We start from the raw sequence: 13,120 nt of genomic DNA, 5'->3' as shown, positions 1-13,120 counted from the left end.
GTGCTGCTGCCGGGATAAGACGTTCGGCGAGGGGGTTGTGGTGAGCGGGTCGGAGGTTGCTCGGGGGAGCGTCGAGGAGCGGAGGTTGGCCTGGGTGTATCTGTCGCGGGTGGTGCAGGGGCCGTGCGCGCCGTTGTCGGCCTTGATCACCTCGGTGGGGGTGTGTGAGGCGGCGCGGGCGGTCCGGGAACTCGAGCTGCCGGAGACGCTGCGGGGTCCGGTGGCCGCACGGCGTGAGATCGATTCGGCAGCACAGGATCTGGAGGTGATGGACCGGCTCGGTGGCCGGGTCATCACCCCGGACGACGACGAGTGGCCCGGGTGGCGGATGCTCGGGCTGAACCAGCTCGACACCGAGCGCGACCGGGACGGCGCCGTTCCCCTGGTGTTGTGGGCACGCGGTCCGCTGTCCCTGGCGACCGCGTCCGAACGGGCTGTCGCGGTGGTCGGTTCGCGCTGTAGCAGCGGATACGGCGTGCAGGTGGCCAACGAGATCTCCGCGGACCTGGCCGGACGAGGCTGGACCATCGTTTCCGGCGCCGCCTTCGGCATCGACGCGGCCGCCCACCGCGCCGTGCTCACGGTCGGCGGCTCGACCGTCGCCGTCCTGGCCTGCGGTGTCGACCGCCCGTATCCCGCGCAGCATGACCGCCTGATCGCCGCCATCGCCGACACCGGCCTCGTCCTCAGCGAATACCCACCCGGCACCACCGCCCAGAAACATCGATTCCTGGCCCGCAACCGTCTCATCGCCACCCTCGGCGACGGTGTACTGGTCGTCGAAGCCGGGCTGCGCAGCGGCGCCCGCAACACCGTGAAATGGGCCAGGCGCCTGGGTCGTCCGGCGATGGCGATCCCCGGCCCCGTCGGCTCGGCGTCCTCGGTCGGCTGTCACCGCATGATCAGAGACGGCGAAGCCCTGCTGGTCACCCGCGCCGAGGACATCATCGACGAAGCGGGCCCCCTGCGCCTCCCCGTCGGCGACGACCCCGCCACCGACCCCGCCGACCACCTCCGCGGCGCCGAAGCCGAGGTCTACGCTGCCCTCCCCACCATCGGTTCCCGCCTCCCGCGCGAACTGGCCCAGCAATCCGGCCTCGACCTGCCCACCGTCCGAGCCGTCCTCCCCGGCCTCGAACTCGCCGAACTGGTCGGCTGCGATTCCGACGGATGGTTCCGAACCCGCGGCCGCCGCACGGGGTGAGTCGTCACACGGTGGGGTTCGGCGTCAGCTGTGGTGTCAGGATGGGTGTCCGGTCCGCGGTCGACGTGGTTGTTGCGCGATCACGGGCCGGCGGCGTGGGGGGTTGCGTGGGGGCGGGCGAGGGGTGACGGTGGGGGAATGGATGTGTTGCCCGAGGATCTGGATGCGCTGGTGACGGAGTTCGGGCGGTATCTGCGGTTGGGGCGGAATCGCTCGGTGCATACCGTGCGGGCCTATCTGGGTGATGTGCGGTCGCTGCTGGAGCATCTGTATGCGCGGTCGGCGGATTCGGCCGTGCGGGAACTGGATCTGGCCTTGTTGCGGTCGTGGCTGGCCGAACTCGCGGCGGGGGGTGCGGCGCGGACGACGTTGTCCCGGCGTGCCTCCGCGGCAAGAACTTTCACGGCATGGCTGACCGAGACCGGCCGGCTCGCGGTCGATCCCGGGCTGCGGCTGCAGGCGCCAACCGCGCATCGGATCCTGCCTGCCGTGCTGGGGCGCGCGCATGCGGCCGAGGCGATGAATGCCGCGGAATCGGGTGCAGCGCAACAGGATCCGATGGCACTGCGCGACCGGCTGATCGTAGAGCTGCTCTATGCCACCGGGATCCGGGTCAGCGAACTGTGCGGTCTGGACGTCGACGACGTGGATCGGGAGCGCCGTCTCGTCCGGGTGCTCGGCAAGGGCAACAAGGAACGCTCGGTGCCCTTCGGCGGCCCGGCCGACGCCGCGCTCGACGCCTGGCTTCGCGCGGGCCGCCCGATGCTGGCCAACGACAGCTCCGGCCGCGCCCTGTTGCTCGGGCAGCGCGGCCGCCGCCTCGACCAGCGTCAGGCCCGCACCGTCGTCCACGACGTCGTCGCCGCGATCCCGGGCGCCCCCGACATCGGCCCGCACGGCCTGCGCCACACCGCCGCCACCCACCTCCTCGAAGGTGGCGCCGACCTGCGCGTCGTCCAGGAACTCCTCGGCCACGCCAGCATGGCGACGACCCAGCTCTACACCCACGTCTCCGTCGAACGCCTCAAACGAGTCCACGACCAAGCCCACCCCCGAGCCTGACCACCTGAACGGACTGCCCCGGCACCCCGCCATCGAGCTTCGCCGCACGTGGTCTGCGCGTCGCCGCACCGTGGCCTGGCGTCGCTGCGCAGGCCCGCGCTTGGCCGTATGTCGTCTTGGTTTCGCCGCGTCGGTTGTGCGTCGCAGGACCTCGAGTCGCCTTCGTCCCGCGTTGTCCGAGTTTCGCCCACATTCGCGCGGCCATCGCCTGCGCCTCGTCGGTATTCGCCCGTGCTTCGCTGGTCGCCGGGCGCGCGGTCGTCGTCATGGGAGCGGTCGGTCGGCGCGTTGGCTTCGTAGTTGGGGGGTTGGCGGCAAGATGGGGGTGGGAGGTGGTGGAGATGTCGTTGCCTGAGGTCGGGGCGGAATCCGATGACGGTGAGGAAGAACTCGACTATCGGTTCACGCTTGCCAACGAACGCACCTTCCTGGCTTGGATCCGCACCGCGCTCGGTCTGCTCGCCGGTGGCGTCGCAGTGCACACTCTCGTCCAGCCGCTGCGCTTGGCCGGCTTCGGTGGGGTGATCGCGGTGAGCTGCCTGGTCATGGCATTCGCGGTGGCGGCGGGTGCCTACCGGCATTGGCGCCGTGTCACCTCGGCCATGCGCGCGGGACTCCCGCTGCCGGGCACGATCCTGGTGCCGGTGCTGTCGGTCGGTGTGGCCGCGGTCGCCGCGCTCGCCTGCCTGGCGGTGCTGCTGTCGTGACCGCGCCGACGCTGGCCATGGAACGCACCTCGCTGGCCTGGCGGCGCACCTCGCTCGGCGCCGCGGGCTGCGCACTGCTGTTCGCCCACGAGGCCACCCGCGACGGCTGGCCGACCATCATCCTCCCCTTGGTCGCCGCCATCGCGGCGCTGCTGCTGAGCTGGCTCGGCTGGCTGCGCGGACACGCACTCCACCACGGACACACGGCCTCCGGCCACCGGCTGGTCGCCACCACCGCCCTCACCATCACGGCAGTGTCATCGATCGCCATCCTCGGCGTCTTCGTGGGCGACTGACTGGCCGGTGACCAGTACTGCGTACCGCTGGGTTCACCGATCGAAGCCTCGAAAGACGCCGTCGCTGTCGACGCCGTCGGCGAAGTCCTCGAAGTCCAGAAGTGATTCGCCCTCGGGCAGAGTCCGTGTCCTGGGCCCGATTGTGCAGGACGGCCGCCGAATACCCCCGTGCAACAGAGCTTTCCGCTACGAACTCGCGGCGGCCGGAACCATTCGCACAACGGGTCGAATACGACTCTCGCCGGTACGTGAGCGCCGCGATCTCGTTGTCGCCGAGGGCGACGCTCTCCCGGCACTTCTCGAATCGGGTGATCTCAGGTGCCGGTGGGGAGGGTCCGGAGGTAGCGGTCGGCGAACCAGCGCTGGATCAGGCGGACTATCGGTCCACCCAGTCGCACGTACCAGGCGCCGGGCCGTGAGAAGGCGGTGACCAGCCCGTAGACGGTGTCGTCGGCGGGGTCGTATTCGACGGCGAACAGTTCCTCGCCGATCTCGGGATGTCCGGGCAGGGTGCCGTAGGCGAATCCGCGGCGATCAGGTTCGTCGAGGACATAGACCACCCGGCACGGTGCGGTGATGCCGAGCGGGCCGACACCGAGGAAAACTGTCAGGTCGGTATCCGGGACAGCGGTGGCGGTGTCGGCGTGCCGGAAGATGCCGACACCCTTCTGCATGCCGAAGTCGAGGATGTGGGTCGCGGCGCGCTCGAACAGATCACGCCCGTGGCCGATCGGCCTGTGATGCCGGAACCGGTGATAGCCGGCGGGCAGTGTGGCGCGGGTGGCGCCGACATCGGGATAGGTCAGTGGCGCTGATTTCTCGGGCACCCTCCGATTCTCGTCCACCGGACCGAGGTCGGACCCGAGGGAATCGTCACATCAGGGCCGTAGCGGCTTCAATCGGATCGGAACCTCGTGCAGCAGGCCGAGCGGGTCGACGTACTCCCGCCGGCTGTGTTCTCCCGCTTCCCGCCGCGCGCCCCAGTGCAGACACGCGGCCACCGGGCATCCCTCGTGCCCGGCCACCACCGTGCCGATCGGCTCGCCCCGGCGCACCCGGGCACCGACGGTCACCCGCGCCGCCACCGGTTCATACGTGGTGCGCAGTCCACCGGAGTGATCGATCGACACCACCGGCTTGCCCGCCACCTCACCCGCGAACACCACGATGCCCGCCCCCGCCGCCGACACCACCTGCCCTTCCACGGCCGCCAGATCAACCCCTCGATGCCCCGGCAACCAGTTCTGCTCCGGCTTGTCGAACCGCCGCTCCACACTCGGCCGCGGCCGCAACGGCCACCCGAATTCCCCGATCTCCGCCGCCGACACCACCCCTGCCCCAGCCACCACCGCCACCAGCAGACACACAACCGCCCCCACGATCTCCCCGCCTCGGCCACCGCGCACCGACACCCACCAGCGCGTACTCTTCCCCGCCGTCCTCACCGCCGCCGCCCGCATTCACACCCCCTGCACCGAGCGCGCGATCGCCGCGCGTACCTGCGTCGAGCAGACGACCGAGCCGCGCCCTTGCGAAACCAGCGCCGGAGCAGTGATCGGCCGTCGCACTCGCGCGGCCCTCGAGCTGGTGGAGATACCGCAGCGGGTGCGCATGGGCTGAGCCTCGACAGCGTCGGGCACCGGTGTGGATGTGTGCCTGTGCTGAGCCGCTGATCGCGCCGTATGCACCCGTTCCGGGAACGATCGCTCCACGCGCAGGTGTCCGAGGCTCGTAGCGGTGCTTGCACAGTCGTACCTGCTGTCGTCCGGCACATTCGTCCTCGTATCGGTGCGGTGTGCCGATCGATGGCCGTGCTCACCCGGCATCGCCGTATCGCGCTCGACCGGGCCGAGGCACCGGCTCACCGATGCGGGCGCGGTGTCCGGGCACGGTGCTCGGCAGCCAGCGCCTGCACGATCTCGCGCAGGACCTCGGGCAACTCCGATGCCGAACCACTTCCACCGCCGCTTCGCACCAGGATCTCGACCCGAGCAGGTAGCGGTGTGTCGGCACGGTCTGGCGCCCCTGCACGCCCGGCGGGTCGCTGACCTTCCCCGGCGAGGGTTTTCAGCGGGACGTCGGCGAGGTCCACGACCGAGATCCGCACCGGGACAGGAGCGGGCAGGAGGACGAGCTGTGGCACCGTTCCGGCGGGGATCGCCTCCACCGGCGATCCCGGTCGGGTGCCCATCGAGCCAGGACACGGCACCCGCCGAACCATCCGGATCTCGGTGTGACTCGACGGCAGCGGGGCGGGCACGGTGCGATCGGCGCCCACGCCACATTTCGGGGTCACAGGACTTGGTTCGGGCGCAGGCTGCTGTGCGACGGGCGAACGACGCACCGGCAGTGTCGCGACCGGCGCCACGAACTCGGTGGCGACCGGATGGCCGGCAGGCAGCGTGCCGGAACCGGACGGTGACACCAGAGGTTTGTCGGCCAGTGGCGGGACCGGCGCCACGAGCTCGGTGGCGACCGGGCTGCCGCCAGCGGGTGTATCGGGACCGGAGGCCGATACCAGGGGTTCATCGGCGAGTGGCGCGGTCTGCACCGCGGACGGCTCGTCGGGTGGCGATGCGGTGATCGGCTCGGGCGGTGCGGCGAGCACCGGGTCGACCGGCTGTGCCGCGGCAGGCGCACCGGCGACACCCACCGCGCAGAGCAGCGAGATCGTGGTGATCAGGATTCGTGTCAACGTGTTCATGCCACCAACTCTGGGCGCCGGACCGACCGCCCGGAACCGCCGTCCGGAGATTGTGGACAACTTTCCCGATTGTGGATATCGCGCACTTCATCTCCCGGAACCGCAGGTCGTCGTGAGGGGGCGATTTCGGGCCTGGGACTGCCCCGCGTAGACTGAACAAGCGGTTTGTGCTCGGCAGCACCATCTTGATGCCGAGACGCGGACCGACTTCGCGCGCCACCCGTGCTCGTCCATCCGGTCGTCGCTCGTTCTGCGGACCTCCGAGAGGGCATGTCAGCGCGAGTTTCTCCGAGCGGATGAACAGTGAAATCGTCGGCTGGTCCCGGTTCTCGAATCGGGTCCGGCGGTTTCGGTGGCGCCAGGGCAGTCGATCGCCGATCGACCGCGACAACCGGCAACGAAAGAGAGATACGGGAGCTATGGCTGTCGTAACCATGAAGCAGCTGCTCGACAGCGGCGCGCACTTCGGGCACCAGACTCGTCGGTGGAACCCGAAGATGAAGCGGTTCATCTTCACCGACCGCAACGGCATCTACATCATCGACCTGCAGCAGACGCTGACCTACATCGACAAGGCCTACGAGTTCGTCAAGGAGACCGTCGCCCACGGTGGCACCGTTCTCTTCGTCGGCACCAAGAAGCAGGCCCAGGAGTCGATCGCGGCCGAGGCGACTCGCGTCGGGATGCCCTACGTCAACCAGCGCTGGCTGGGTGGCATGCTCACCAACTTCTCGACCGTCCACAAGCGCCTGCAGCGCCTGAAGGAGCTCGAGGCCATGGAGCAGACCGGTGGCTTCGAGGGGCGCACCAAGAAGGAAATCCTCATGCTCACGCGTGAGATGACCAAGCTGGACCGCACCCTCGGTGGTATCCGCGACATGGCCAAGGTGCCCTCGGCCATCTGGGTCGTCGACACCAACAAGGAGCACATCGCCGTCGGCGAGGCGCGCAAGCTGAACATCCCGGTCATCGCGATCCTGGACACCAACTGCGATCCCGACCTGGTCGACTACCCGATCCCGGGTAACGACGACGCGATCCGTTCCGCCGCTCTGCTCACCAAGGTCGTCGCCTCCGCGGTGGCCGAGGGCGTGCAGGCCCGCGCGGGCCAGGCTTCCGGCGACGCGAAGCCCGAGGCCGGCGCAGGCGAGCCGCTCGCCGAGTGGGAGCAGGAGCTGCTGGCTCAGGCGACCCCGGCCGCCGAGGCCGCTGCCGAGACGCCCGCCGAGGCCGCTGCCGAGGTCAAGGCCGACCCGGCGCAGCACACCCCGGCCGACTTCTGAGCTGATCGGTAGCTGATTGTTCACCTTGCCGGCCCATCTGAGTTCAGATGCGGTCGGCAAGGTGGCGTAATCACCGAACACCATTGCCTGGCCCCACGGCCGAGATGTCGTTTCCGGTTTCTCGGCCGCCTCGATCTGGACTGACCAGAGGGTGCGACGAAGGAGTACCCGCCGGGAGGGAAGATCGAGGCCCACAGGGCCGAGAAACCCGCGGCGCCAGCCGCCAAAGACACAGGAGGCTCGCCCCCGATGGCGAACTACACCGCTGCTGATGTGAAGCGGCTCCGGGAGCTCACCGGCTCCGGCATGATGGACTGCAAGAACGCGCTGGCCGACTCCGACGGCGATTTCGACAAGGCCGTCGAGGTGCTGCGCATCAAGGGCGCCAAGGATGTCGGCAAGCGCGCCGAGCGCGCGACCGCCGAGGGCCTGGTCATCGCCAAGGACGGCGTCATGGTCGAGATCAACTCCGAGACCGACTTCGTCGCCAAGAACGCCGAGTTCCAGGAGCTGGCCGACGCGATCGTCACCGCGGCCGCCGCGGCCAAGCCGGCCGACCTGGAGTCGCTGAAGGCGTTGAAGCTGGCCGACAGCACCGTCGACGAGGCCGTGCAGGCGCTGGCCGCCAAGATCGGCGAGAAGCTGGAACTGCGTCGCGTCGTGGCCTTCGACGGCCCGGTCGCCACCTACCTGCACAAGCGTGCCTCGGATCTGCCGCCCGCCGTCGGCGTGCTGGTCGAGTACGAGGGTGAGGGCGACGCCGCCGCCGAGGCCGCTCGCGCCGCGGGCATGCAGGTCGCCGCGCTCAAGGCCAAGTACCTGACCCGCGAGGAGGTGCCGGCCGACATCGTCGACAACGAGCGCCGCATCGCCGAGCAGACCGCGCGTGAGGAGGGCAAGCCCGAGGCCGCCCTCCCGAAGATCACCGAGGGTCGCGTCAACGGCTTCTTCAAGGATGTCGTGCTGCTCGAGCAGTCGGCCGTCACCGACTCCAAGAAGACCGTCAAGGCGCTGCTGGAAGAGGCAGGCGTGAAGGTCAAGCGCTTCGCCCGCTTCGAGGTCGGCCAGTCCTGACCGTCGTGTAGAACGCCCCCGATGCCGCTGTGCGTCGGGGGCGTTTTGCCGTGCTCGCCCCGCGGTGGATCCATGCCCATGGTTCCGGGGTGGCCGCCGCACGCAAGGGGGTCTTGTGTGGTGCTCGCAACCGGATAAGGCAGGATGGATGCCGCTCTGCCTTGTGCCGCGACGTGTTCGCGCGCCCGCAGTTCTATCCGATCTCGACCTCGCCGAAGGAGACGAACACCCATGACCGACCCGGGTAACGAACGCCCTGGATACAACCGGGTGCTGCTCAAGCTGGGTGGGGAGATGTTCGGTGGCGGCGGGGTCGGCCTCGATCCCGATGTCGTGCAGACCGTCGCCGAGCAGATCGCCGAGATCGTCGAGACCGGGGTGCAGGTGGCGGTCGTCATCGGTGGCGGCAACTTCTTCCGCGGCGCCGAGCTCGAGGAGCGCGGGATGGAACGCGCCCGCTCGGACTACATGGGCATGCTCGGCACCGTGATGAACAGCCTTGCGCTGCAGGACTTCCTGCAGCAGCAGGGGATCGATACCCGCGTGCAGACCGCCATCACCATGGGCCAGGTCGCCGAGCCGTATCTCCCGCTGCGCGCCAAGCGGCACCTGGAGAAGGGCCGGGTCGTGATCTTCGGCGCGGGCATGGGCATGCCCTACTTCTCCACCGACACCACCGCCGCCCAGCGCGCGCTCGAGATCGGCGCCGACGTGGTGCTGATGGCCAAGGCGGTCGACGGCGTGTTCGACGCCGACCCGCGGGTGGATGAGAACGCGAGCATGTTCACCGAGATCACACACAAGGAAGTGATCGAGAAGGGGCTCAAGGTCGCCGACGCGACGGCCTTCAGCTTGTGCATGGACAACCAGATGCCGATGCTGGTGTTCAATCTGTTGATCAAGGGCAATATTGCCCGCGCGGTCGCCGGTGAGAACATCGGCACCTTGGTTCGGTCCTGATCCCGCAACCGCGGAAGATGACGATGACGCTGTGGAGGAACCGGTCGTGATTGATGAAGCGCTCTTCGACGCCGAGGAGAAGATGGAGAAGGCCGTCTCGGTGGCGAAGGACGACCTAGGCACCATCCGCACCGGCCGCGCCAACCCGGGCATGTTCGCCCGCGTCGTGGTCGACTACTACGGCTCGCCGACGCCGATCACCCAGATGTCGAGCATCACCGTGCCCGAACCGCGCATGGTCGTGATCAAGCCCTACGAGCAGAGCCAGCTCGGCCCGATCGAGAACGCGATCCGCAACTCCGACCTGGGCGTGAACCCGACCAACAACGGTGACATCCTGCGCATCACCGTGCCGCAGCTCACCGAGGAACGCCGCCGCGAGATGGTCAAGATGGCCAAGAGCAAGGGTGAGGACGCCAAGGTCTCGATTCGCAACGTCCGTCGCAAGGCGATGGACGAACTGGGCCGGATCCAGAAGGATGGCGAAGCGGGGGAGGACGAGGTCGGGCGCGCCGAGAAGGAGCTCGACAAGACCACCGCCAAGTACGTGGGCCAGATCGATGAGCTGGTCAAGCACAAGGAAGCCGAACTGCTCGAGGTCTGAGCGCCAGATCTCGCCAGTCCCGCTCGTGCGGGGGATGAACGGAACGACGAGTTGAGCGACGGGACAATCGTGGCCGAAGACGCCGCCGCCACCGGAGCGGCACCGGAACCGATGCCGGACACGGTCGAGGCGACCGAGCACGCGGCCACGCCGCCACCGGCGTCACGCGCGGGCCGTAATCTGCCCGCGGCCTTGGCGGTGGGTCTCGGCCTCGGCTTGTCGCTGATCGCGATCTTGCTGTTCGTCCCCAAGGTGTTCATCGGGGTCGTCGGAGTGGCGGTCGCGGTCGCCACCTGGGAGGTCACCAAGCGGCTGCGCGAGGCCGATGTGCTGGTGCCGCGGATTCCGCTGCTGGTCGGCGGCCAGGCGGTGTTCTGGCTGGGCTGGCCGTGGGGCGCGAGCGGCGTGGTCGGCGCGTTCGCGGCGACGGCGCTGGTCTGCATGGTGTGGCGATTGTTCGACCACGGCTTGAGCACGGCACCGAAGAACTTCCTGCGCGACACCTCGATCACGGTGTTCACCTTGGCCTGGATTCCGCTGCTGGCGGCGTTCTCGACGCTGCTTCTGCTCGAACCCGACGGCAACCTGCGGGTGCTGACGTTCATGATCCTGGTCGTCTGCTCCGATGTCGGCGGCTATGTCGCCGGGGTACTGTTCGGCAGGCATCCGATGGTGCCCGCGATCAGCCCGAAGAAGTCGTGGGAGGGGTTCTGCGGTTCGCTGGTGTTCAGCGTGATCGGCGGTCTGCTGACCGTCACGCTGCTGCTGGACGCGAACTCGATGATCGGTGTGGTGCTCGGCGTCGGCCTGGTGGTCGTGGCCACCGTCGGCGACCTGATCGAATCGCAGATCAAGCGCGAGCTCGGCATCAAGGACATGGGCACGCTGCTGCCCGGGCACGGCGGCATCATGGACCGGCTCGACTCGATGCTGCCCTCGGCGTTCGTGTCCTGGCTGGTCCTCAGCGCCCTGCTCTGAGCACGGTCACGGCTTTTTGGCGGCGCGGCGCAGCTGCAGGATGCGCACGCCACCGACCAGGCCCATCACCAGGGCACCCACGATCACCGAGAGCAGCACGGTGATGCCAAGGGGCAGCGAGAAGTCCCAGAAGAACAGCTGGACCGGGGCCTGGTCGAGATTCTGGATGATGAAGATGAGCAGCAGGATGCCGAGCACGGCCGCGGCCAGCAGCGCTATCCAGGTGTAGCCTGTGCGCGATTTGACCAGCGCGTCCGGCACCGGCCGGTGGGCGGGGGACTGATCGCCGGGCGCAGGCCGGTGGTGCTTGCCGCCGGAGTACTCGGGGACCGGCTCGCCCGCGGCGGGGGTGGCGCCCGATTCTGCGTTGGTGGACATGTCTCGATCATTGCCGACGGCTATGGCCGGTGCACGCATCTTCTCGATAACGTCGCCCGGCGTGGCGGCCCGCCGACCGGCGCTCGGTCCGCGTTTGGGAGAATGGTGCCATTATGGCCATCTCCCTGCCCCTCGTCTTCGATGCCCCGCGTCGCGGTATGCCGCCGCGCCACCTCGCCGATCTCGACGCGGACGAGCGCAAGACTGCGGTGCAGGAGCTGGGATTGCCGAAGTTCCGGGCCGACCAGCTGGCCCGCCAGTACTACGGCAGGTTGCAGGCCGACCCGGCCCAGATGACCGATCTGCCCGCCGACGTGCGCGACAAGGTCGGCGAAACACTGTTCCCGCCGCTGCTGTCGGTAGTGCGCCACCTGGCCTGCGACTCCGGCGACACCCGCAAGACGCTCTGGCGCGCCCACGACGGCACTCTGCTCGAGAGCGTGCTCATGCGCTACCCCGACCGCAACACCCTATGCATCTCGAGTCAGGCCGGCTGCGGCATGGCCTGCCCGTTCTGCGCGACCGGACAGGCCGGCCTCAACCGCAACCTGTCCACCGCCGAGATCGTCGACCAGGTGCGCGCCGCGGCCGCCGCGCTGCGCGACGGCGAGGTACACGGTGGTCCCGGCCGGCTGTCCAACATCGTGTTCATGGGCATGGGCGAGCCGCTGGCCAACTACAAGCGGGTGGTGAACGCGGTCCGCCGGATCACCTCGCCCGCCCCCGATGGTCTGGGTATCTCGCAGCGCTCGGTGACGGTCTCGACCGTCGGTCTCGCGCCCGCGATCCACAAGCTGGCCGACGAGGACATGTCGGTGCGCCTGGCGGTCTCGCTGCACACCCCCGACGACGAACTGCGCGACACCCTGGTGCCGGTGAACAATCGCTGGTCGATCGCCGAAGTACTCGATGCGGCACGGTATTACGCCGACAAGTCCGGGCGTCGGGTGTCGATCGAGTACGCGTTGATTCGGGATGTGAATGATCAGCCGTGGCGGGCGGACATGCTGGGCAAGAAGCTGCACAAAGCGCTGGGTGCGCTCGTGCATGTGAATCTGATCCCGCTGAACCCGACGCCGGGCAGTGAGTGGGACGCCAGCCCGAAACCGGTCGAGCGGGAATTCGTGCGCCGCGTGATCGCCCAGGGGGTGTCGTGCACGGTGCGCGACACCCGCGGCCAGGAGATCGCTGCGGCGTGTGGGCAACTCGCAGCAGAGGGCTGATGTTTGTTAGGGCGCTGTGGCTTCATCTGCGGGTAGGGATTTCGCAAAGCTGTCGTGATATCGAAAGCGGCATAGTGTGTTTCATGTTCGATCCGGGCTGCGCGATGGCGAGTTCACCGCCAGTTCGCTCGCCCGGCGTATTGGCAATGGCATCAGCTTGACTCGGACTGGGTCGGCAATTGCCTCGAGTCGTTGGCGTGGATCGGTGGGCAGCGCATGGTCGTGCTGCAGGCGACACATGTGGGGTCTGGTATGTCGACCGATCCGGACGCAGCCCAGAACGCCTACTGGTTCGGCAGAGGTCGCCGACGGTGCGCGGACACCGAGAAGCGGCCTTTGCCGAGGTCGCTGATGGGCTGCTGCCCGTTTCCGCTGAAGCGTTCAGCGACGACGATTGGCGTCGTGGTCGGGTCCTGCTCGCCGTGCGTTTGAGCAGTTCCTTAACGCCGTTCGGTCCGAGCTTGGTCAGTCGCGAGTACCGGGCAGCTTCTACGGCGACACGGTCGATTCATAGCGAAGTGCGGATCTAGGACGCGGCAGCTTAGACCGTGTCTCACGTCGTGAGTTTCGTGATGTGATCGCTTGTGCTGCATAATCGTTGGCCGTGACCGACGCCTTGTCGAGGCGGCTGGTGCCCGACGAGTTGT

At 68.5% G+C, this 13,120-nt stretch carries 15 protein-coding genes; 11 read left to right on the top strand and 4 right to left on the bottom strand.

Annotation, left to right across the window (positions count from 1 at the left end):
* The first annotated feature begins 85 nt into the window (after positions 1-85).
* The 4 genes from dprA to ACFXK0_RS00060 all read left to right on the top strand — a co-directional run bounded on the left by dprA (position 86) and on the right by ACFXK0_RS00060 (position 3,269).
* Positions 86-1,204, top strand: coding sequence for a DNA-processing protein DprA (gene dprA, locus ACFXK0_RS00075; RefSeq protein ID WP_379407380.1), 1,119 nt, complete (start codon positions 86-88; stop codon positions 1,202-1,204).
* Between the two features lie 138 nt (positions 1,205-1,342).
* Positions 1,343-2,266, top strand: coding sequence for a tyrosine recombinase XerC (locus ACFXK0_RS00070; protein WP_379407379.1), 924 nt, complete (start codon positions 1,343-1,345; stop codon positions 2,264-2,266).
* Between the two features lie 341 nt (positions 2,267-2,607).
* Entirely contained in the window at positions 2,608-2,973 is a 366-nt protein-coding gene (locus tag ACFXK0_RS00065; RefSeq protein WP_379407377.1) for a YidH family protein, read from the top strand.
* Positions 2,970-3,269: a DUF202 domain-containing protein gene (locus tag ACFXK0_RS00060; protein ID WP_379407376.1), complete on the top strand. Its 300-nt coding sequence runs from the start codon at positions 2,970-2,972 to the stop codon at positions 3,267-3,269. Before ACFXK0_RS00065 ends, ACFXK0_RS00060 begins: the two co-directional genes overlap by 4 nt.
* 314 nt (positions 3,270-3,583) lie before the next feature.
* Here ACFXK0_RS00060 and ACFXK0_RS00055 read toward each other — a convergent pair whose 3' ends face one another.
* Positions 3,584-4,096: a DUF1990 family protein gene (locus ACFXK0_RS00055; protein ID WP_379407374.1), complete on the bottom strand. Its 513-nt coding sequence runs from the start codon at positions 4,094-4,096 to the stop codon at positions 3,584-3,586.
* Positions 4,097-4,147: 51 nt separating this feature from the next.
* Positions 4,148-4,597, bottom strand: coding sequence for a M23 family metallopeptidase (locus ACFXK0_RS00050; protein ID WP_379408042.1), 450 nt, complete (start codon positions 4,595-4,597; stop codon positions 4,148-4,150).
* Here ACFXK0_RS00050 and ACFXK0_RS00045 point away from each other — a divergent pair.
* The gene (locus ACFXK0_RS00045; protein WP_379408077.1) at positions 4,524-4,889 is read left to right on the top strand and encodes a hypothetical protein; all 366 of its coding nucleotides are present in this window, start codon (positions 4,524-4,526) and stop codon (positions 4,887-4,889) included. The genes ACFXK0_RS00050 and ACFXK0_RS00045 overlap by 74 nt on opposite strands.
* 241 nt (positions 4,890-5,130) lie before the next feature.
* Here ACFXK0_RS00045 and ACFXK0_RS00040 read toward each other — a convergent pair whose 3' ends face one another.
* Positions 5,131-5,973, bottom strand: a complete 843-nt coding sequence (locus ACFXK0_RS00040; RefSeq protein WP_379407373.1) for a hypothetical protein — start codon at positions 5,971-5,973, stop codon at positions 5,131-5,133.
* A gap of 419 nt (positions 5,974-6,392) precedes the next feature.
* Between ACFXK0_RS00040 and rpsB the strand changes: the two genes are divergently transcribed.
* The 5 genes from rpsB (at position 6,393) to ACFXK0_RS00015 (ending at position 10,872) form a co-directional block, all read left to right on the top strand.
* Entirely contained in the window at positions 6,393-7,256 is an 864-nt protein-coding gene (gene rpsB / locus ACFXK0_RS00035) for a 30S ribosomal protein S2 (RefSeq protein ID WP_278263866.1), read from the top strand.
* 249 nt (positions 7,257-7,505) lie between these two features.
* Entirely contained in the window at positions 7,506-8,330 is an 825-nt protein-coding gene (gene tsf / locus ACFXK0_RS00030; protein WP_379407371.1) for a translation elongation factor Ts, read from the top strand.
* 231 nt (positions 8,331-8,561) lie between these two features.
* A complete protein-coding gene (gene pyrH / locus ACFXK0_RS00025; protein ID WP_379407370.1) occupies positions 8,562-9,290 on the top strand; it encodes a UMP kinase in 729 nt (242 codons plus the stop codon).
* Between the two features lie 46 nt (positions 9,291-9,336).
* Positions 9,337-9,894 carry a ribosome recycling factor gene (gene frr / locus ACFXK0_RS00020; RefSeq protein ID WP_379407368.1) on the top strand — a complete coding sequence of 186 codons (558 nt, stop codon included), beginning with the start codon at positions 9,337-9,339 and terminating at the stop codon, positions 9,892-9,894.
* A 111-nt stretch (positions 9,895-10,005) separates the two neighbouring features.
* Positions 10,006-10,872 (top strand): phosphatidate cytidylyltransferase, encoded by an 867-nt coding sequence (locus tag ACFXK0_RS00015; RefSeq protein WP_379408040.1) that lies wholly within the window; start codon positions 10,006-10,008, stop codon positions 10,870-10,872.
* Positions 10,873-10,878: 6 nt separating this feature from the next.
* On the opposite strand, the gene ACFXK0_RS00010 is transcribed toward ACFXK0_RS00015, so the two are convergent.
* Positions 10,879-11,250, bottom strand: coding sequence for a lipopolysaccharide assembly LapA domain-containing protein (locus ACFXK0_RS00010; RefSeq protein WP_379407367.1), 372 nt, complete (start codon positions 11,248-11,250; stop codon positions 10,879-10,881).
* 113 nt (positions 11,251-11,363) lie between these two features.
* Between ACFXK0_RS00010 and rlmN the strand changes: the two genes are divergently transcribed.
* Complete coding sequence (gene rlmN / locus ACFXK0_RS00005) at positions 11,364-12,473, top strand: 23S rRNA (adenine(2503)-C(2))-methyltransferase RlmN (RefSeq protein WP_379407365.1); 1,110 nt, start codon at positions 11,364-11,366, stop codon at positions 12,471-12,473.
* Positions 12,474-13,120: the final 647 nt, after the last annotated feature.

Origin of the sequence: Nocardia sp. NPDC059177 (genome assembly GCF_042755165.1) — a bacterium.
Classification (GTDB): Bacteria; Actinomycetota; Actinomycetes; order Mycobacteriales; family Mycobacteriaceae; genus Nocardia.
The sequence above is the reverse complement of the archived record's forward strand: the minus strand, read 5'-3'. Positions and strand labels throughout refer to the sequence as shown.